A 19,363-nucleotide genomic window follows, 5' to 3' on the forward strand; every position below is an offset into this window, starting at 1 on the left:
TTTAAATTTTTTGATGAAAAAAGCGCTCATTTTAGTTGGTTTTTTAGTTGTCTTTTTTAGTTGTTCTGTCAAAAAAGCACCTGTTTTTTTAAAGGTTGACGACATTACATTTGTCAATATTGTCAAAGATACCATACATTTAGGTGCAAATGCTTATTTCAATAATCCAAATTATGTTGGAGGAAAAATGTATACTGACCAAATTAAAGTGATTATTAATGATGCAGCTATTGCGCAGGTTTCGTCAGATGTTTTTAAAATTCCTTCTCGAAAAGATTTTACAATTCCTTTAAAAATTGCCATTCCATCAAAGCAAATTTTTGAAAATACAAAAAACGGAATTTTAGGAGGATTGCTCAATGTATTGACAAATAAACCTGTAAAAGTGCAGTTGAAAGGAAATTTGAATTACGTGGTTTTGGGTTTCAAAAAAGAATTTATCATCGATACAACAGAAGAAATAATTATAAAATTTTAGTTTATCAATCACGAATTTTACATAAAACGTTGCTTGCAAATTGCTAAAAATGCGATTGGAATTTCGCGCCCAAATCCTTCTGTAGGTGCAGTAATTGTGCATGAAAATAAAATTATAGGTGAAGGGTTTACATCTGTTTATGGTGAAAATCATGCAGAAGTAAATGCAGTAAATTCAGTAAAAAATGTTGCTGTTTTGAAAGAATCAACCATTTATGTGACGCTTGAACCTTGCTCACATTTTGGAAAAACGCCTCCTTGTGCGGATTTGTTGGTAAAGCATCAGTTTAAAAAAGTAGTGATTGGTTGTGTTGATTCTAATAGTTTGGTTGCCGGAAAAGGAATAGAACGTTTAAAAAATGCTGGAATTGAAGTAATTGTAGGTGTTTTGGAGAAAGAATGTAGAGAACATCACAAGCGATTTTTCACGGTTCAAGAAAAAAAACGTCCTTATATCATTTTAAAATGGGCGCAAACGAAAGATGGTTTTATGGCTCCAGAAACTAATATTGAGCAAAAACCCATTTGGATTTCTAATCAATATTCGCAGCAATTGGTTCATAAATTTCGGGCGCAAGAACATGCAATTTTGGTTGGAACGAATACAGTTTTGTCTGACAATCCAAAATTAAATGTCAGAAATTGGTTTGGAGAAAATCCAATCAGAATTGTAATTGATAAAGAGTTGAAAATTCCAAAAAATCTCTTTGTTTACGACGAAACTGTCAAAACGATTTTTATCACAAATGATATGAATTCCAACAAAAAATCATCAGAAAAACTGATTTTTGAAGGTATCAATTTTGATGAAAATGTGGCAAAACAAATTTGTGCTATTTTATATAAACATCATATTGAATCTGTAATTATTGAAGGAGGAACCAAAACAATCCAAACTTTTATTGATGAAAATTTGTGGGATGAAGCGTCTATTTTTACATCAGAAAAAGTTTTTAAAAATGGGGTAAAAGCACCAGTTTTTTCAGGAAAAATCGTTTCTGAAATGGATATAAAAAATGATATTTTGAAGATATATAGCAATGATTAAGAATATAATTTTCGACTTTGGAGATATTTTTGTCAATTTAGATAAAGAAGCTACTTACAGAGAAATGGCTAAGTTAGGAGTTTCTAAAATCACACCTGAAATGATAAAAGTGTATCAAGATTACGAAAAAGGTTTGATGGAAACAGCTGATTTTATTGACTATTTTTCATCAAGTTTTCCTATTTCTGAAGTAGATTTGGTATTTGCTTGGAATGCTGTTTTATTGGATTTTCCAGAAAATCGTTTGTTTTTTTTGAAAAAGTTAGCTGCTTCAGGAAAATACAGGTTATTTTTATTGAGCAATACCAATGATTTGCATATTGAGTCTGTCAAAAATTCAGTTGGAATTTCATTTTTTACAGAATTTAAAAATTGTTTTGAGCAATTTTATCTTTCACATGAAATCAATTTGAGGAAGCCAGATACTGAGATTTATGAATTTGTATTGAAATCCAACCTACTTTCACCTGATGAAACTTTGTTTGTAGATGATTTAAAAGAGAATACTGATTCAGCAAAATTATTAGGAATTCATGTTTGGAATTTGAATCCAGTAACAGAGAATGTCACAGAATTATTTAAAAAAAATAGCCATTTATTTTGATTTATCTTCTATTAAGTATCCTATTTTCCTCAGGATTATTCGTGATTTTTAAGTTTTTCGGAATTTATAAAATTGATATTTTAAAAGCGATTGTGGTCAATTATATAATTGCTTTTATTCTTGGTTTCCTGTTTTCAGAAAGTAAATTTTCTATTGCAGAAGTTCCCAATCAACCTTGGTTTTTGGGGTCAATTTTCTTAGGAATATTATTTGTTTCTATTTTTTTTGTGATGGCAATTACCTCTCAAAAAAATGGAGTTTCAGTAGCTTCAGTGGCAGGAAAAATGTCAGTTGTCATTCCTGTTTTTTTTGGAATATTTTTGTATAATGAATCCTTTTCGTTTTTGAAAATTATAGGAATAATCATTGCATTAATTGCAGTCTATTTGACATCATTTAAAGAAGAAAAATCAACTTTGCATAAAAGCACGATGCTTTTTCCGATTTTACTTTTTTTAGGTTCAGGAATCATAGATACAGTTCTAAAATATTTAGAACTAAATTTTGTGCCACAAGAGGATGTGTCTATTTTTTCAGGAAGTTTGTTTGGAATTGCTGCTTTTTTTGGGTTTATAATTTTGTTGATTCAACACATAAAACAACCTTCTTCTTTTGGTATCAAAAATTTAGTTGCCGGAATTTTATTAGGAATCCCTAATTATTTTTCAATCATTTTTTTGATAAAATCTCTACAAACAAAAGGTTTTGAAAGTTCAATGTTGTTTACGATAAATAACGTAGGAATTGTTGTTTTATCAACAATTTTTGGAGTTCTTTTGTTTAAGGAGCATTTTTCTTTTAAAAATAAAATTGGAATTTTATTGGCTATTTTCGGAATTATACTAGTTGCTGTATCATGATAGATGATGTATATAAAACCATTGAAAAGCCTTCAATAGAAACACTTTTCAAAGAAAAAGGCAGTAAATTTTTCGGGTATGCTTTTCCGATTTCATCAGAAGAAGATGTAAAAATCATACTTGAAAATCTAAAAAATCAGCATCACACAGCAAGACATTTTTGCTATGCGTATCAGTTAGGTATTTTGGAAAAAAGAGTTCGAGTAAATGATGATGGAGAACCAAGTAATTCAGCAGGAATGCCCATTTATGGACAAATTCAAGCTTTTGAACTGACCAATATTTTGGTGGTTTCTGTTCGCTATTTTGGAGGGACAAAATTAGGAGTTGGTGGTTTGATGAGTGCTTACAAAGTTTCTGCACAGCAAGCTTTGGAAGCTTCAAAAATAATTGAAAAAACCATTGATGAATATTTTCAAGTATCATTCAACTATGATTTGATGAACAAAGTTTTACGAATTATAAAGGAGCATGATGTTATTCTGATAAACCAAAAATTAGACATAAAATGTGAATATGAAATTGCTGTCAGAAAAAAAGATGCCTTTAAAGTATTTCAAATTTTCAATGAAATGTATCCAATTTCTATCAAAAAATTAGAATCCTAAACTTGTTAACAAATGCTCAGGACATTTTGTTGGTTTGTTCGTTTTCATATCCATAAATGCTAAAACAGAATTTCCAGTACAAATCAATTCCTTATTCTGATTGGTAATTTTGTAATCAAACTCTATTTTCACCATTGGTTTTTTAATTAAAATAGTTTCTATCGTTAAAATATCGTCATATTTTGCGGATTTGATAAAACGACACTGTAAAGAAATTACGGGTAGCATTATCCCACTGATTTCCATATCTTTGTAAGTAACTCCTAGTTTTCGGAGCCATTCAGTTCTGCCTAATTCAAAAAATTGTGCGTAATTTCCATGATAAACTACGCCCATTTGATCAGTTTCTGAGTAACGAACTCTGGTTTTTGTTAAAGATTTTTTCAATTGATTTAAACAATATAATTCGAGGCATTTTACGTAAAAAAAAACTAATAATCAACCCCAAATTCATTTTTTTATACTAAAAATTATTCACACTTTTGTAAAGTCTATGAAAAACAGAAAAAAGTTCGTTTTTTCGAATTAATAACCAAAATTTACTAACACAATTAAATGAATAACACTGCTGATTCCGTTTGGACAGACTGCCTTTCTTTTATTAAGGATAATATCAAACCACAAGCTTACAAAACTTGGTTTGAACCTATAAAACCGGTAAAACTATCTGGAGAAGCATTGACAATTCAAGTGCCAAGTAAATTCTTTTATGAATGGTTAGAAGAACACTACATCAAGTTATTGCGAGTTGCATTGGTAAGACAATTAGGAAATGATGCCAAATTGATTTACGATGTAAAAATGGAAAATAGCTACAGCAGCAATAGACCTCAAATCGTAAAAATACCAAGTTCTAACAGAGATCCATTAAAACCTCAAAATGTAACAGTTTCATTAGAATCTGATAAAAGAGAACTAAGAAACCCGTTTATTATTCCAGGATTACAAAAAGTTAAAATCGAATCTCAGTTAAATCCAAATTATAATTTTGCCAATTTTGTGGAAGGTGATTCTAACAGATTAGCACGTTCTGCAGGAATGGCTGTTTCTAACAAACCAGGAGGAACTTCTTTCAATCCATTGTTAATTTATGGTGGAGTAGGTCTAGGAAAAACACATTTGGTACATGCAATTGGTGTTCAAATCAAAGATAAATATCCTGATAAAACGGTTTTATACATTTCTTCTGAAAAATTTTCACAACAATATATTGATTCAGTAAGATCAAATACTAGAAATGATTTTATTCATTTTTATCAAATGATTGATGTTTTGATTATTGATGACGTTCAGTTTTTCTCAGGAAAAGCTGGTACTCAAGATGTGTTTTTTCATATTTTCAACCATTTGCATCAAAATGGAAAACAAGTAGTTTTGTCTTCGGACAAAGCGCCTGTTGATATGCAAGATATTGAACAACGATTACTTTCTCGTTTCAAATGGGGATTGTCTGCTGAATTACAAGCTCCAGATTATGAAACTAGAGTTTCTATTTTGCAAAATAAATTGTTCAGAGATGGTGTTGAAATGCCTGAAGATATTGTGGCATACATCGCAAAAAATATAAAGTCAAATGTTAGAGAGCTTGAAGGTGTAATTATTTCTATGATTGCACAAGCTTCTTTCAATAAGAAAGAATTTTCGATAGAACTAGCCAAACAAATCGTTGATAAATTTGTAAAAAATACCAAAAAAGAGGTTTCTGTTGATTTTATTCAGAAAGAAGTTTCTAAATATTTTGACATGGATGTGGCTACTTTGCAATCCAAAACTCGCAAACGTCATGTGGTACAAGCGCGTCAATTGGCGATGTATTTTGCAAAAAGATTGACAAAAGCATCTTTGGCGAGTATTGGAAGTCAAATTGGCCATAGAGATCACGCAACTGTACTTCATGCTTGTAAAACTGTTGATAATCTTACAGAAACTGACAAGCAATTTAAAAAATATGTGGATGATTTAATGAAGAAATTATCCTTCTAAAAATCGTTTCATTATGAAAATACTGATGGTTTGTTTGGGGAATATTTGTCGTTCACCATTGGCAGAAGGTATTTTAAAGTCAAAAATTACTTCTCAAAATAGTTTTGTTGATTCTGCAGGAACTGCTGCATATCATATTGGAAATCAACCTGATGAACGTTCAATTTTTGTTGCAAAAAAGTACGGAATTGATATCAGCAATCAACGTGCGAGAAAATTTTCTCCAGAAGATTTTGATAATTTTGATCTTATTTTTGCAATGGATGACAATAACTTTCATGACATTTTAAAATTATCAAGAAACAATTCAGACAAGCAAAAAGTGAAATTGATTCTCAATGAAATCCATTCCAATAAAATTAGTTTTGTTCCTGATCCTTATTATGGAGGAAATGAAGGTTTTGAAAATGTATTTCAAATGTTAGATGAAGCTTGCGAAATCATCATAAAAAAATACGCATTATGATTGGGAAACTGTATTTAATTCCTACAACTTTAGGAGAAACTGAGCCTTTGGATGTAATGCCTATTTCTGTAAAAAGAGTTATAGAAGAGATTGATTATTATATCGTTGAAAACGAAAAATCGGCAAGAAAATTCATCAAACATATTTGTCCAGAAAAAAAACAACCTTCTTTACACATTCTATTGTTAGACAAATTTGTGCAAGAATCTGATACCAGAAAATATCTAGACGTTTGTGCTCAAGGCATCAATGTAGGTTTGCTTTCTGAAGCTGGTGTGCCTGCAATTGCCGATCCTGGAGCATCAATGGTAAAATTAGCGCATCAAAAAAATATTCAAGTGGTTCCTTTGGTTGGTCCTTCTTCTATTTTATTAGCGATGATGAGTTCAGGATTTAATGGGCAAAACTTTGCTTTTAATGGCTATTTGCCAATAGATAATAACGAGAGAAAATCTGCGATTAGAGAGCTTGAAAAACTTTCGAAAGATAAAAATCAGTCTCAAATATTTATTGAAACGCCTTACAGGAATCAAAAAATGTTTTCAGAATTGGTAGCTACTTTATCACCAAATACGCTAGTTTGTATAGCAGCAGATATCACCTTAAATTCTGAATTTATAAAAACGTTGTCTGTAAAGGAATGGAAAAATCAATCAATTGATTTGCACAAAAGACCTACTATTTTTATTATTCAAAAAGAATAAATTATACACGAGCTTTTCTATTTGCTTGAATGATAGAAACATCATAGCCAGCAAATTTCCTTAAATAAGTACTAAGTTTTGCTCCGTAAGCATCTGAAAAACAGTTTGTTCCATTGCTTCTTAGGAATTTTTTTACATTTCCTGCACCAGCTAAGTGTGCTGCCGCTAAAATTCCGGATTCAGTAATTTCAATTCCATTGATTTTTTTTCCAACAAAACGCTTGATATCTTTACGCAAAATCCATTTATTGATTTCGCACAAAGCAATAAATGCTTCTTCTTGTAATTCCGGATTTTGTAAAAAATCACGAGTATTATGGATTCTGAATCTTGATAGAGTATTTCTTCCAAATTGGTATTTTCCTAAATATCCTAAAGTATTTACAATGGTATAATTACCTCTAGACTCTTTATAAGCCAATGCTTCTTTAAAAGCAACAAAGTTATTTTGTAAATAGGGGATGTTTAATTTGGAAACTTCACGAAGAAATGCGGTGTCTGTTTCTTCGATTTCGTTTTTGCTAGTATTTGCGCCAACGAATAAAAAAAGGATTGCACTATATAAAAAAAACTTTTTGATCATTAATGAATCTTTCTGTTTTGCGGGGCAAAGTTACAACATAAATCAATATGAATTGATAATCAGTGTATTAATATCATTCGTTTTGTAAAATCCATCATTTTGGATGGATTTTATTTGCGATTTTAAACAACTACAACGTTTCGTATTGCGAATACAATAAAAAATTAGGAATAATTTTTGTTAACTTTTTTAACAATTTATCGATTAATTCCCTGTTTGTTCAACCAATTTTGATATTTTTCAGCATTTCTGTTGTGTTGTGCCAAACTTTTTGCGAATTCATGAAAACCAATTTTATCAATGCTAGCGCACATGTAAAAATAATCATGTTTTTCAGCATTCAAAACGGCATCAATAGAAGAAACATCAGGCATTGCAATTAAACTTGGAGGCAAACCCAAATTTTTATAGGTATTGTATAGAGAATTGATTTCTAAATCTACTTTTAAAACTCTTTTTACAACAAAATCTTGCCCTTTTATTTGACGAATAGCGTAGATAACTGTTGGATCTGCTTGTAATGGCCAATTATTTTGCAATCTATTCAAATACAAACCTGCAACAATAGGTCTTTCTGACGTTTTACTAGTTTCTTTTTGTACGATAGAAGCCAAAGTAATCACTTCTTTTTGAGATAAATTCAGATTTTTCGCTTTTTGAAGTCTAGTTTGATTCCAAAAATTTTGATATTCAACTAACATTTTATTTCTGAATTTTTCAGCAGAAGTGTTCCAATAAAATTCATAACTATTAGGAATAAAAATGCCCAAAATGGATTTTTCGTCAAAATTATTTTCTGATAAAAACTTTGAATTTTTAAAAGCGGTAAGTAATGAAATGGAATCAGCTTCCAATTGTTCCGAAATTCTTCCTGCTAATTTTTCTAAAGTATCTTGATTATTGAAAGACAATTTTACAGCAGTTTGACGTCCACCTCTAAACATGTTCACCAAATCATTTGTACTCATATTTTCTTGAATACTATATTTTCCAGGTTTGATTTTAGTAAACTTTTTCAATTTTGAAACCCACATAAAATCATTTATATCATTAATATATGGAGCTAATTTTTCAGTAAGTTTCGAAAAATCGTCAGTAGAATTTATGAAAACAACTCCTGATTTTTGAACGTTATTTGAAAATATTTTTTGATAATAATAAATCCCAATACATCCAATAAATAGTGAAACTACAATTGCAATTGTACTAATTTTCTTTTTTGCCAAAGTGAAGAATATTAAGTTTAAAGTTGCGAAATTACTCTTTTATCAGTTGAAATAAAATTTCATCTTTCATTTTTCCATCAGAAAAAATCCATTCTTTTTTTGTGCCTACTTTTTTGAAAGAATGTTTCTCAAAGAGGAGCAAACTTTTTTCATTATCAGACATGATATTTGCATATAATTGGTTCAATTGTAAGTGTAAAAATGAATATTGAATCAATAATGACAATGCTTCAGAGGCAAAGCCTTTTTGTTGAAAATCAGGGTGAATTAAAATGCCAATTCCAGCCCTTTTATGTTGAGGATTGAAATCAAATAAATCAATCATCCCTACTTTTTTTTCAGATGAATTTTCTTCAATAATCAAACGTAATTGTTTGGTTTCGAAAATATCTAAATGGGCATTTTCCAAATATTGTTTCAACACATATTTTGAAAATGGTGTTTGTGTATGGCTGATTTCCCAAAAAGATTCGTCATTTTCTATTTGAAATAAAAATTCCAAATCTTCAGGCTCTAAAGCTCTTAGTTTTACAAGATTTCCTTGAAGCGTATTCATCAAATTGACATATTTCCTTGAAAGACAAGTTTTGCTGGGCCTTTTAAAAATACATTTTTGTACATGCCATTTTCTTCTTCAAATGAAACTTCTAAAATGCCACCTTCAACAGGTAAAATGATTGAATTATTCACTGTTTTATGAGTTTTATGCATGGCAATGGCAACTGCAGTCACTCCAGTTCCACAAGCTAATGTTTCATCTTCAACCCCTTTTTCATAGGTTCTAACTCTAAAAGTATTTTCATTGATTTTTTGCACAAAATTCACATTACTACCAGGATTTTCATACTGATAACGAATTTCTCTTCCTTTTTCAAATACTGGAAATTCGTCAAGATTTTCTACCATTTCCACATGATGTTGAGTTCCTGTGAAAGCAAAAACTGATTTTTTATTGACAGTAATTTGTTTAACATCAATCATTTGTAATGAAATAATGTCATTTTCAATCGTGGCAAAATGTTCTCCATCAAAAGCCAAAAAATGGGCATTATTTTCAATAATTTCCAAATTCTTTGCAAAAGCAACAGCACATCTTCCTCCATTTCCGCAAAAGGTTTCACTGGCATCTGCATTGAAATAAATCATTTTAAAATCATGAAAATCATCATTTTCAATTAAAATAATGCCGTCAGCACCAATACCAAAATGCCTGTCACAAATATGTGAAATTATGTCAGTTTTTTGTTTTGGAAAGATATTTGTTCTATTATCAATCATCACAAAATCGTTTCCTGTTCCTTGATATTTGTAAAAATTCACATTCATGGCACAAAGATAGCGATTTAGAGTGTAAAAGTTCTTTGTTAAAACACGGTTAAAATGAGTTAAAAACAAGTTAAACAGATTTTCTAGAAATGTTAAAATTGTATATTTGAACAATCAAAAATCAAAAATAATATGAGAAAAAATATAAGCTTTTTAGGAATTGCTATTTTAGGCGGAATGATCACTTTAGGTGGTTATAAATTATTTTTTGATGGACCTGTAATTATTGAACGTTCAGGACCAGAAAAATCATCCATAGTTCAAACAAATTTTACAACACCAAATTCAGATTCAAACAGTTTTGAAATTTCTTCTATCGATTTTACGTTGGCCGCAGAAAAATCTTTGAATGCAGTTGTTCACGTAAAAAATACTACCATCAAAACACAGTACAATCCACTTGCAGAGTTTTTTTATGGAAATGGAAGTGGGACAAGAAAGTTTGAACAAGTTGGAACTGGAAGTGGCGTAATTATTTCTGCTGATGGATATATTGTGACCAATAATCACGTAATTGATGGAGCAAATGAAATAGAAGTTACTTTAAATAATAAAAAAGTTTTCAAAGCTGAATTGATTGGAAGTGATAAAAATGATGATATTGCTTTATTAAAAATCAAAACAGATACTGAATTACCTTTTATTACTTTCGCGAATTCTGATAATGTAAAAGTAGGTGAATGGGTTTTAGCATTAGGAAATCCATACAATTTAACATCAACTGTAACAGCAGGAATCGTAAGTGCAAAAGGAAGAGATTTGGATGGAAATGGTTCTATAGATTCATTTATTCAAACAGATGCTGCTGTAAATCCAGGAAATAGTGGAGGAGCTTTGGTAAATACTAGAGGAGAATTAATTGGTATCAATACTGCAATTTCTTCTAGCACTGGTTCTTTTGTTGGATATTCATTTGCAGTGCCATCAAACATTACTAAAAAAGTAATTGATGATTTATTAGAATTTGGAAATGTACAAGAAGCAGTTTTGGGAATTCGTTTTTCGCCTCAAGAAAATGATGAAGTTTTAGGAGTAAAAATTGCAGATGTTGAAGCTGGTCAAGGAGCTGCAAGTGCTGGATTGAAAAAAGACGATATTATTACAAAAATTGGTGAAGTTAAAATTACAAAGTTTGCTGATTTACGTGGTCAATTGAGTGCTAAAAGACCTGGAGAATTTGTGGAAATTACCGTAAACAGAAATGGTCAATATTTGACAAAAAATGTAAAATTGGGTAAAAAAATCCCTCAATTTATTTCAAGTTCATTTAAATGGGAATTGAAAGATATATCAAAAGAAGAACAAAAAAGACTCAATATTTCTGGAGGAGCTAAGATTTTTGAAACGATTGATAGAGGAGATCAAAATAATTTGAATAGTTATATCATCACAAAAATCAATGATAAAAGTGTAAAGAGTGCTGAAGAAGGAGTAAAAATGTTAGAAAGTGTTGCCAATAGTAGATCCTATATCATTATTGAATTGATAAATTTAAAGGGAGAAAAAGAAACGTTACGATTTAGATAATCTCCTTTAAAACCCTAAAAATCCTGATAATTTATCAGGATTTTTTTTTGAGAAAAAAAATAACGAAATCGATTTCGCATTTCAGAAAAAAGAAATACTTTTGCAAAAAATTAAATCAACAAACTCCAAAAATGTCAACAATTGTAAATTACGAAGAAGAAGTTGCTCAACAAGCACTAACTAGAAGAGCAACAGTTGAATTTATCAACATTGTAAATGATTTGTGGTATGATAAATCCATAGAATTGGTTTTTTTTAGAAATCCTTTAGTCGATAAAAGAGCCAGTGAAGTATTGAATTTAATCAATTATGCAAAAGAATTTGTTAATAAACCCATCACAATTCAAGATGCATTGAGTATTGCAAAAGCGATTCATCAAGTGGATTTGCCACCGTCAAAATTGGATATTGGAAAACTAGCTTATGAATGTCATTTGAATCCAAAAGGATGTATTGATAAAGTTGCGTTTATCAAAAAGCAACTAAAAGATATTACTGAAGCCAAAGATTTAACTCCAAAAGATGTGGTGTTGTATGGTTTTGGAAGAATTGGACGTTTGTTGGCTCGTGAGTTAATGACAAAAATGGGAAAAGGAACACAATTACGCTTGAGAGCAATTGTGACTCGTGATAAAATAACTCCTACTGTATTGGAAAAAAGAGCTTCATTATTAAGTGTAGATTCTGTTCACGGAAACTTTTTAGGAACTGTTCAAATTGATAAAGAAAATAATGCACTCATCATCAATGGCACAACCGTTTTTATGATTTCAGCAACTAATCCTGAAGATATTGATTATACAAAATTCGGAATAAAAGACGCTTTGGTTATTGATAATACTGGTGCTTTTAGAGACGATGTAGAATTGAGCAGATTGTTAACATCAAAAGGAGCAAGCAAAGTGTTGATAACTGCACCTGCAAAAGGAGTTCCTAATATTGTTCATGGAGTAAATCATCAAAAATATAGCCCAGATAAATACGATATTTTTTCTGCAGCTTCTTGTACAACCAATGCAATTACACCTATTTTAAAAGTTTTGGAAGATAATTTTGGTATCAAAAAAGGACATTTAGAAACAATTCATGCCTACACAAATGACCAAAATTTGGTGGATAATATGCACAGCAAATACAGACGAGGAAGAGCAGCAGCCTTAAATATGGTGATTACTGAAACTGGTGCAGGAAGTGCAGTTTCAAAAGCATTGCCAGCTTTGGAAGGTAAATTAACGTCAAATGCCATTCGTGTTCCTGTGCCAAATGGTTCTTTGGCAATTTTAAGTTTGCAATTAAGAAGACCTGTTACTATTGATATTGTAAACGCCATTTTAAAACAAAATGCCTTAGAAGGAGATTTGGTAGAACAGATCAAATATTCTATTGATAATGAATTGGTTTCTACAGATATTATAGGTTCAACAGCGCCATCCATTTTTGATAGCAAAGCAACAATTACTGATGGAGAAAGTGTTGTTTTGTATGTTTGGTATGACAACGAATATGGATATTCTCATCAAGTAATGCGTTTGGCAAGACACATTGCTAAAGTTAGAAGATTTACCAATTATTAAAATGTAGCCCTCAATTTAAATTTAAAACCTGAAATAATTTTATTTCAGGTTTTTTTGATTTTAAAGGTAAAGATTTTTTTTAAGAAGCTACCTGCCTGCCGCAGGCAGGTTTCCTGCTTTTCGTTTCAAGTCCTCGTTACAAACATCATTTTTGTAAGTCTTTTTTATGGCTTCTTGCAGTCGCCCTAAAAAGCCAACAAAAATTTGATGTTTGTAACTCCGGGCTTTTCACTACAATCAGGGCTATACATTCCGAAGACTAAGAAATTCGTTATTTTAAAATGCTATTTCTTGATAAAAAAACAAATTTTGATAACAACGTAAATTGAAATCTACAATTTATGAGTAGCAAAAATCCCATATAATTTCTTGTAAATATTTCTTTTTCAATACAATAATTTTGCTATTTTTGGAAAAAGAAAAACTTTAAAAAAATAGCTATGACATCTTTATTAATAACAAGAAACTCAAAGCACTTAGAGTATTTCCAAAATTTACAAGGCATCATTAAAACTGCCAAAGATGTAAAAAACTATATAAAAGCTATTTTTGGAGCTAGTAGTCCTCAATTTGGGCAGGTGAAGGGGATTGTGATTAGGGAGTGAGTGCTTAAAATAAGTTACTTTTTGTGAATGTTTCTGATAAATATTTAATTAAAAGTTATACGAAACTTTAAATTTTTAACTTTTCCCTCAATATAAAATCTGAAATAACGAATTTTAAGCATAGTGAAAAAAAATTATAAGGATTTAAAAAAAACTAAAATTATCAAATGGAAGGAAAACTACTAAAACAAGAATTTTTTAATATTAGAATTGTAAATCGTTTTGCTATAGTATCAAAGGAGTACTTTGAGGGTTCTGACACATATAATATTAGATTTATAAACAATAAAGAAAGTGATTTTATAAATTCTTATGAATCATTTGGATTTATAGTTGAGTTAAAAGATGACATCACTAATTTTAAGATTTTTGGAACTTTAACTTTTCTAGAAGCAGAAAACATATGGGCACAAATACAAAATTTTGAATCCCTAATTGCATCTTGTGAAATTACTTTATAATAATACAAATATGTTTCGATTAAAAATCTTTATTATGATAATATTATACTTCTTTTTACAAAGTTGCAAAACAGAAAAAAAGAATGATAAACCTCTTAACTTAGATAATAAACAATTCAAAACCATAATTTCAAAACCAACATTTGAGGAAAAGCTTAAAAAAGAACCAAAACTATTTTTAAAATTTTGGTCAGGAATGACTGAATATGAGTTTCAAAAGGTCGTTGATATTTTAAATGAAGAAAATATATTGTCAGGCAAATATAAATATGGAAGCACTATTAGTATGAATAGCAATATTTTTAATCCAATAAAATTTTTAATTAATGAAAATTGTTATTGCAATATTTATCCAAATTTTGATAGTTCAAATGTTCCTAAATTGGTAAGTATAGAACTTCTTGATTTAACTGCTTATTCTAATTGTTTATATCGTTTATATAAAGAAAAATATGGGCTACCTTCTTTGCTAACGAAATCGGAGATAGATTCTGAATATGTGGAAAACAATCCAAATTATTCACCAAAAATGTCTTACACTAATGAGAATAACGAGTTAGTTTTTCTCAACGAAGTTTTCAATGACAAAATTTCATCAATAAAAAATATTAAACAAATACAAAAAGAAAATTATTCAACATCAAATTTAACCTATTTACTATCAGAAAATCCTATTATAATAAATAAAGACAGTAATGTTATAGTTATATCGCAAGATAAATATGAATTTAAAAGTTATATATATAGTTTAGAAAAAAGTCAAGCCTTTAAAAATTATCAAAAAGATATAAGTATTGTAAATTTTTCCTTCAATAAATGGCTACACGAATCTAAATTTATTGAAACTAATTCAAAATTAAGAACAGTTAGTTTAAAATCTGAATATAGAATAAATGCAATATATATGTCGATTCATGAATACAACAACAAAATAAAAGAAAGAATGAAAGTAAGAAAAAACCAAATTAAAGATTCATTGGAAACTGAGAAAAGAAAAAATGAAAAATTATTAAAATCAATAGAGAGCCTTTAAACATGGAAAAGACTACTTAGCAAAATAGTATATTCAGTAATTTACAGTAGTATTTCAATATCTGTATAAGTGGTAGTATTTCAATACCTGTTTAAGTTTAAAAAGTTATTTGAAAATTTTGCCCTCAGCTTTACATCCTTTCTTTAAACCAACACTAAAATAAAACTTACTTTAAAAATTTTAGTGTTTTAAGGACATCATACCTTACAGGTTTTAAAAACCTGTCAGGTATAAAAAAAAATCTTGCAAGTCTATTTTAAATTCATGAATCCTCAGTTTAGTTTTTGGCAAGTCTATTTTAATTTCTTGCTTCCGCAGTTTAGTTTTTTGCAAGTCCGTTTTAAATTCTTGCATCCGTAATTTAGTTTTTTACAAGTCCATTTTAATTTCTTGCATCCGCAGTTTAAGTTCTTGCAAGTCCATTTTAATTTTTAGCAAGTCCATTTTAAATTCTTTCATCCGCAGTTATATATCTTGCATCCGCAATACAAATAGGAAAAAAATCCATTGAAATAAATGAGAAACATCTTATTTTATTTATAAAACGAAGCTTCTATAAGTAATACAATCAAAAATGAATGCGCTAAGAGTTTTAATGAATGACTATTCCTCTTCAAAAAAATCAATTTTACAATTGAAATTTTCACTCAAAATTTCTCTTTTACTCATCCAATAATCTGAGGTTATCAATCTGTAAAATGAATCCATTTTTTGAAGTTCCCAAATCACATCATTTGCTTCTTCAAAGGCTTCAATTGCATTGATTTGATTTTTGAATAAACGTAAAATTAGACTGTGATTGTCCAAATTTTTTGCAAAACATTTCAATACAATTTCTTTGGATATGTCACTTTCAGTAGCATCCAAAGGAGTGATTTCAAAATCGACAATAGTAGCTTCTGCATTGTGAAATTTACCATTATAGGTTTTATACAATAACTGATTTGTATTAAAAAGTGCTTTGTGCAAAGAAATTACAGGGTATTCTTCGGAAACTTTGTCAAGCAACATTTCGTGCGAAAGTTGTTCTATTTGTCCTTCAGTCAAATGTTCTGACAAGGTATAATCCAGCACAATTGCAGCAGCTTCATGGGTTTCAAAATCAGTAATTGCCATGAACAACAATTCTTTCAATTCTTTTGGGTCATTGCTTTGTGGATCAGGAAAATTAAAACGCTCTAAAAGTTGTTTGTAATCTTGAATTTTCCATGCATTTTCAAGTTCGTTCACTGTGGAAATTTTACGTATTTTTATAGCGTATTTCATATCTTATGTTTTCTATTTTGTAGATTGGATAAGGTAGGTTTTTAAATGTTTAAAAACAAGGATTTTAGCAAAAAATATGACAATTCAAGAAAAAATAAATTCACTAAGAGAAGAATTAAATGCACATAATTACAATTATTATGTGTTGGATAATGCTACCATTTCTGATTTTGATTTTGATATAAAACTGAAAGAATTAGAAAAATTAGAAAAGGAAAATCCTGATTTTTTTGATGAAAATTCGCCAACACAAAGAGTTGGAGGAATTGTAACTAAGAATTTTGAAACAACTACTCACCAAAATAGAATGTATTCTTTAGATAATTCGTATTCAAAAGAAGACCTATTGGATTGGGAAAAACGTATTCAAAAAATACTAGGAACCTCAGAAATTGAGTATACATGCGAATTGAAATATGATGGAGCATCTATAAATCTAACTTACGAAAAAGGAAAATTTGTAAAAGCGGTTACAAGAGGTGATGGTTTTCAAGGAGATGATGTGACTCAGAATGTAAAGACAATTCGTTCTATTCCATTGAATTTGAAAAATGATTTTTTGAGTGATTTTGAAATCAGGGGTGAAATCATTTTACCTTTGGATGGATTTCGAAAAATGAATGAAGAACGTGCTGAAAATGGTGAAGAAGAATATAGAAATCCCAGAAATACTGCAAGCGGAAGTTTAAAATTGCAAGACAGTGCTGAAGTTGCGAAACGACCTTTGGATTGTTTGTTATATCAAGTTTTTGCATCAGAAAGAAAATTCAATTCACATTTTGAAATGCTGGAAAGTGCCAGAAAAGCAGGTTTTAAAGTTCCAAATACAATGCATCTGGCAACATCAATTGAAGCTGTTTTTGAATTCGTAAATCATTGGGATTCAAAACGTCATGACTTGCCTTATGAAACTGATGGCGTTGTTATCAAAGTAAATAATTTGCAACAACAAGAAGAATTAGGATACACTTCAAAATCTCCAAGATGGGCAATTGCATATAAATTTAAAGCGGATCAGGTTGCTACAATTTTAAATGAAATCACGTATCAAGTTGGAAGAACAGGAGCCATTACACCAGTTGCAAATTTAAAACCAGTTCAATTGGCAGGAACCACTGTAAAAAGAGCGTCTTTGCACAATGCAGACCAAATTGAAAAGTTGGATATTAGAGTGGGAGACACTGTTTTTGTGGAAAAAGGAGGAGAGATTATTCCAAAGATTATTGCAGTTGATTTTACAAAAAGACCTCAAAATTCCTTACCAACAATGTATGCAACACATTGTCCAGAATGCAATACAGCTTTGATTAGAAATGAAGGTGATGCCAAGCATTATTGTCCAAACGAATTTGGTTGTGCACCACAAATTACAGGAAGAATTCAACATTTTATCAGCAGAAAAGCGATGAATATTGAAGGATTAGGAGCTGAAACTGTTGATTTGTTGCGAAAAGAAGGTTTGATTGAAAACTATGCAGATTTGTATGATTTGAAAGTTGAGCAAATCATTCCATTAGAAAGAATGGCTGAAAAGTCAGCCCAAAATATGATTCAAGGAATTGAAAAATCAAAAGAAGTTCCTTTTGAAAAGGTATTATTTGCCCTGGGAATTCGGTTTGTTGGCGAAACTGTAGCAAAAAAGTTGGCAAAACATTTTAAATCCATTGATAATTTAATGGTTGCAGATTTTGAAACACTTATTTCTGTGGATGAAATTGGAGATAGGATTGCTCAAAGTATTATCGATTTTTCAAATAATTTAGGAAATATCCATTTGATGAATCGTTTAAAATCTTACGGATTACAATTAGAAGTTTCAGAAAAACAAAAAGAAAATCAATCAAATATATTAATTGGACAAGTTTTTGTTGTTTCAGGAGTTTTTCATCAAATGTCAAGAGACGAATTGAAAAAAGCCATTGAAGATCATGGAGGAAAAGTGAGTTCATCAATTTCAAAAAAGACAAATTTCATAATTGCTGGTGATAATATGGGACCAAGTAAACTAGAAAAAGCCCAAGAATTAGGCATTGAAATCATTTCTGAAAAACAATTTATAGATTTAATAGCGTAATATGTTGAAAAAAATAATTTTCATACTTATATATATGTACTCTTTTTTTGGATATTCTCAAAAAAGAGAAATGGATTCTTTGCCAAAGAATTTAGAAGAATACATTATTGTAAAACCAGGAGATACATTAACAATTGAATTTGATGAAATTTCCATATTTCCTAAACAAAAATTTAAGTCAACAGAGGATATTCGTTATTATTTATGGTTTAAATCGAAAGTTTTTAAGGCTTATCCTTATGCTAGATTAGCATCACAAAGATTAGATACTCTTAATAATAGATTGGAAAGGATAAAATCGAACAGTAAAAAACGGAAGTATGTCAAATTGATTCAGGAGTATATGGAAGGAGAGTTTACAGATCAGCTAAAAAAAATGACTAAAACAGAAGGCAGAATTTTAATTAAATTAATTCATCGTCAAACAGGAAAGACAACTTTTGAGAATATTAAGGAATTTAGAAGTGGTTGGAAAGCATTTTGGTACAACACAACAGCGTCACTTTTTAAACTTTCTTTGAAAGAAGAATACCATCCAGAATCTGTAAATGAAGATTTTTTAATTGAAGATATCTTACAACGAGCTTTTCAAAATGATTATTTACAGTACCAACCTTCAAAATTAAAGTTTGATTTTGCTAAAATTATTGCTGATAAGAAAGCAGAAATTAATGTAGAAGAGTATAAAAAGATGTTTGCTAAAATGAAAAAGAAAAAATAATTACTTGTTTTTAATTTTGCTAATATTCTGATATCAAGATTTCTAATTTTTTTTAATTCATTTTCTAAAAAAAACTTCCCAAAAAATTTGTTTAGGGAAAAAAAAGAGTATTATCTTTGCAGTCCCAAAATAAATGGGTGCACGTTCAGGAGTAAGTATTTAGAGGGTTTAGAAAAAGAATAAAAAAAAATAATTTTTTTTATTGTGGGAATAAAAA

At 29.6% G+C, this 19,363-nt stretch carries 21 protein-coding genes; 15 read left to right on the forward strand and 6 right to left on the reverse strand.

Annotated elements, in window-relative coordinates:
• The first annotated feature begins 13 nt into the window (after positions 1–13).
• The 5 genes from IU405_RS02945 to IU405_RS02965 are packed head-to-tail and all read left to right on the forward strand — an operon-like array spanning position 14 to position 3,597.
• Positions 14–478 (forward strand): hypothetical protein, encoded by a 465-nt coding sequence (locus IU405_RS02945; RefSeq protein ID WP_197437119.1) that lies wholly within the window; start codon positions 14–16, stop codon positions 476–478.
• A gap of 3 nt (positions 479–481) precedes the next feature.
• Positions 482–1,525: a bifunctional diaminohydroxyphosphoribosylaminopyrimidine deaminase/5-amino-6-(5-phosphoribosylamino)uracil reductase RibD gene (gene ribD, locus IU405_RS02950; RefSeq protein ID WP_317193341.1), complete on the forward strand. Its 1,044-nt coding sequence runs from the start codon at positions 482–484 to the stop codon at positions 1,523–1,525.
• Positions 1,518–2,129 (forward strand): HAD-IA family hydrolase, encoded by a 612-nt coding sequence (locus IU405_RS02955; RefSeq protein ID WP_197437120.1) that lies wholly within the window; start codon positions 1,518–1,520, stop codon positions 2,127–2,129. Before ribD ends, IU405_RS02955 begins: the two co-directional genes overlap by 8 nt.
• Positions 2,126–2,989 (forward strand): DMT family transporter, encoded by an 864-nt coding sequence (locus IU405_RS02960; RefSeq protein WP_197437121.1) that lies wholly within the window; start codon positions 2,126–2,128, stop codon positions 2,987–2,989. Before IU405_RS02955 ends, IU405_RS02960 begins: the two co-directional genes overlap by 4 nt.
• Entirely contained in the window at positions 2,986–3,597 is a 612-nt protein-coding gene (locus tag IU405_RS02965; protein WP_197437122.1) for an IMPACT family protein, read from the forward strand. Before IU405_RS02960 ends, IU405_RS02965 begins: the two co-directional genes overlap by 4 nt.
• Here the strand turns inward: IU405_RS02965 and IU405_RS02970 are convergent.
• Positions 3,586–3,984, reverse strand: coding sequence for an acyl-CoA thioesterase (locus IU405_RS02970; RefSeq protein WP_197437123.1), 399 nt, complete (start codon positions 3,982–3,984; stop codon positions 3,586–3,588). The two genes, IU405_RS02965 and IU405_RS02970, sit on opposite strands and share 12 nt — an antisense overlap.
• A gap of 168 nt (positions 3,985–4,152) precedes the next feature.
• On the opposite strand from IU405_RS02970, the gene dnaA reads away from it, so the two are divergent.
• Genes dnaA through IU405_RS02985 form a run of 3 tightly spaced genes read left to right on the forward strand, consistent with a single transcriptional unit; the run spans position 4,153 to position 6,750 of the window.
• A complete protein-coding gene (dnaA, locus tag IU405_RS02975) occupies positions 4,153–5,580 on the forward strand; it encodes a chromosomal replication initiator protein DnaA (protein WP_197437124.1) in 1,428 nt (475 codons plus the stop codon).
• Positions 5,581–5,593: 13 nt separating this feature from the next.
• Entirely contained in the window at positions 5,594–6,046 is a 453-nt protein-coding gene (locus IU405_RS02980; RefSeq protein WP_231749481.1) for a low molecular weight protein-tyrosine-phosphatase, read from the forward strand.
• Positions 6,043–6,750, forward strand: a complete 708-nt coding sequence (locus IU405_RS02985; protein ID WP_197437125.1) for an SAM-dependent methyltransferase — start codon at positions 6,043–6,045, stop codon at positions 6,748–6,750. Before IU405_RS02980 ends, IU405_RS02985 begins: the two co-directional genes overlap by 4 nt.
• 1 nt (position 6,751) lies before the next feature.
• Here IU405_RS02985 and IU405_RS02990 read toward each other — a convergent pair whose 3' ends face one another.
• The 4 genes from IU405_RS02990 to dapF all read right to left on the reverse strand — a co-directional run bounded on the left by IU405_RS02990 (position 6,752) and on the right by dapF (position 9,885).
• Entirely contained in the window at positions 6,752–7,333 is a 582-nt protein-coding gene (locus tag IU405_RS02990; protein ID WP_197437126.1) for a peptidoglycan-binding protein LysM, read from the reverse strand.
• A 197-nt stretch (positions 7,334–7,530) separates the two neighbouring features.
• Positions 7,531–8,559: an endolytic transglycosylase MltG gene (gene mltG, locus IU405_RS02995; protein WP_231749483.1), complete on the reverse strand. Its 1,029-nt coding sequence runs from the start codon at positions 8,557–8,559 to the stop codon at positions 7,531–7,533.
• 31 nt (positions 8,560–8,590) lie between these two features.
• Positions 8,591–9,115 carry a GNAT family N-acetyltransferase gene (locus IU405_RS03000; RefSeq protein ID WP_197437127.1) on the reverse strand — a complete coding sequence of 175 codons (525 nt, stop codon included), beginning with the start codon at positions 9,113–9,115 and terminating at the stop codon, positions 8,591–8,593.
• A complete protein-coding gene (dapF, locus tag IU405_RS03005; RefSeq protein ID WP_197437128.1) occupies positions 9,115–9,885 on the reverse strand; it encodes a diaminopimelate epimerase in 771 nt (256 codons plus the stop codon). The genes IU405_RS03000 and dapF overlap by 1 nt, the downstream gene beginning before the upstream one ends.
• Positions 9,886–10,017: 132 nt before the next feature.
• On the opposite strand from dapF, the gene IU405_RS03010 reads away from it, so the two are divergent.
• The 5 genes from IU405_RS03010 to IU405_RS03030 all read left to right on the forward strand — a co-directional run bounded on the left by IU405_RS03010 (position 10,018) and on the right by IU405_RS03030 (position 15,085).
• Positions 10,018–11,412 (forward strand): trypsin-like peptidase domain-containing protein, encoded by a 1,395-nt coding sequence (locus IU405_RS03010; protein ID WP_197437129.1) that lies wholly within the window; start codon positions 10,018–10,020, stop codon positions 11,410–11,412.
• Between the two features lie 131 nt (positions 11,413–11,543).
• Positions 11,544–12,986, forward strand: coding sequence for a glyceraldehyde-3-phosphate dehydrogenase (locus IU405_RS03015; RefSeq protein ID WP_197437130.1), 1,443 nt, complete (start codon positions 11,544–11,546; stop codon positions 12,984–12,986).
• A 440-nt stretch (positions 12,987–13,426) separates the two neighbouring features.
• Positions 13,427–13,591, forward strand: a complete 165-nt coding sequence (locus IU405_RS03020) for a hypothetical protein (protein WP_197437131.1) — start codon at positions 13,427–13,429, stop codon at positions 13,589–13,591.
• A 167-nt stretch (positions 13,592–13,758) separates the two neighbouring features.
• Positions 13,759–14,052, forward strand: coding sequence for a hypothetical protein (locus IU405_RS03025; RefSeq protein ID WP_197437132.1), 294 nt, complete (start codon positions 13,759–13,761; stop codon positions 14,050–14,052).
• 34 nt (positions 14,053–14,086) lie between these two features.
• The gene (locus IU405_RS03030) at positions 14,087–15,085 is read left to right on the forward strand and encodes a hypothetical protein (RefSeq protein WP_197437133.1); all 999 of its coding nucleotides are present in this window, start codon (positions 14,087–14,089) and stop codon (positions 15,083–15,085) included.
• A gap of 603 nt (positions 15,086–15,688) precedes the next feature.
• Here the strand turns inward: IU405_RS03030 and IU405_RS03035 are convergent.
• Positions 15,689–16,351, reverse strand: a complete 663-nt coding sequence (locus IU405_RS03035; protein ID WP_197437134.1) for a hypothetical protein — start codon at positions 16,349–16,351, stop codon at positions 15,689–15,691.
• Between the two features lie 76 nt (positions 16,352–16,427).
• Here IU405_RS03035 and ligA point away from each other — a divergent pair, with 76 nt between their 5' ends.
• The gene (gene ligA, locus IU405_RS03040; protein WP_197437135.1) at positions 16,428–18,425 is read left to right on the forward strand and encodes an NAD-dependent DNA ligase LigA; all 1,998 of its coding nucleotides are present in this window, start codon (positions 16,428–16,430) and stop codon (positions 18,423–18,425) included.
• Position 18,426: 1 nt separating this feature from the next.
• Positions 18,427–19,146, forward strand: a complete 720-nt coding sequence (locus IU405_RS03045; protein WP_197437136.1) for a DUF4294 domain-containing protein — start codon at positions 18,427–18,429, stop codon at positions 19,144–19,146.
• Positions 19,147–19,363: the final 217 nt, after the last annotated feature.

Source organism: Polaribacter sp. BAL334 (genome assembly GCF_015767435.1).
GTDB lineage: Bacteria > Bacteroidota > Bacteroidia > Flavobacteriales > Flavobacteriaceae > Polaribacter.

What these genes read in the sequence shown, in the direction of transcription:
- IU405_RS02990 (WP_197437126.1), bottom strand. Translation starts at nt 7,333, where the DNA reads ATGATCAAAAAGTTTTTTTTATATAGTGCAATCCTTTTTTTATTCGTT.
- IU405_RS02965 (WP_197437122.1), top strand. Translation starts at nt 2,986, where the DNA reads ATGATAGATGATGTATATAAAACCATTGAAAAGCCTTCAATAGAAACA.
- IU405_RS03045 (WP_197437136.1), top strand. Translation starts at nt 18,427, where the DNA reads ATGTTGAAAAAAATAATTTTCATACTTATATATATGTACTCTTTTTTT.
- IU405_RS03025 (WP_197437132.1), top strand. Translation starts at nt 13,759, where the DNA reads ATGGAAGGAAAACTACTAAAACAAGAATTTTTTAATATTAGAATTGTA.
- ligA (WP_197437135.1), top strand. Translation starts at nt 16,428, where the DNA reads ATGACAATTCAAGAAAAAATAAATTCACTAAGAGAAGAATTAAATGCA.
- IU405_RS02980 (WP_231749481.1), top strand. Translation starts at nt 5,594, where the DNA reads ATGAAAATACTGATGGTTTGTTTGGGGAATATTTGTCGTTCACCATTG.
- IU405_RS02985 (WP_197437125.1), top strand. Translation starts at nt 6,043, where the DNA reads ATGATTGGGAAACTGTATTTAATTCCTACAACTTTAGGAGAAACTGAG.
- IU405_RS02955 (WP_197437120.1), top strand. Translation starts at nt 1,518, where the DNA reads ATGATTAAGAATATAATTTTCGACTTTGGAGATATTTTTGTCAATTTA.
- IU405_RS03020 (WP_197437131.1), top strand. Translation starts at nt 13,427, where the DNA reads ATGACATCTTTATTAATAACAAGAAACTCAAAGCACTTAGAGTATTTC.
- dnaA (WP_197437124.1), top strand. Translation starts at nt 4,153, where the DNA reads ATGAATAACACTGCTGATTCCGTTTGGACAGACTGCCTTTCTTTTATT.
- IU405_RS03010 (WP_197437129.1), top strand. Translation starts at nt 10,018, where the DNA reads ATGAGAAAAAATATAAGCTTTTTAGGAATTGCTATTTTAGGCGGAATG.
- IU405_RS02945 (WP_197437119.1), top strand. Translation starts at nt 14, where the DNA reads ATGAAAAAAGCGCTCATTTTAGTTGGTTTTTTAGTTGTCTTTTTTAGT.
- IU405_RS03030 (WP_197437133.1), top strand. Translation starts at nt 14,087, where the DNA reads ATGATAATATTATACTTCTTTTTACAAAGTTGCAAAACAGAAAAAAAG.
- IU405_RS03035 (WP_197437134.1), bottom strand. Translation starts at nt 16,351, where the DNA reads ATGAAATACGCTATAAAAATACGTAAAATTTCCACAGTGAACGAACTT.
- dapF (WP_197437128.1), bottom strand. Translation starts at nt 9,885, where the DNA reads ATGAATGTGAATTTTTACAAATATCAAGGAACAGGAAACGATTTTGTG.
- IU405_RS03000 (WP_197437127.1), bottom strand. Translation starts at nt 9,115, where the DNA reads ATGAATACGCTTCAAGGAAATCTTGTAAAACTAAGAGCTTTAGAGCCT.
- IU405_RS03015 (WP_197437130.1), top strand. Translation starts at nt 11,544, where the DNA reads ATGTCAACAATTGTAAATTACGAAGAAGAAGTTGCTCAACAAGCACTA.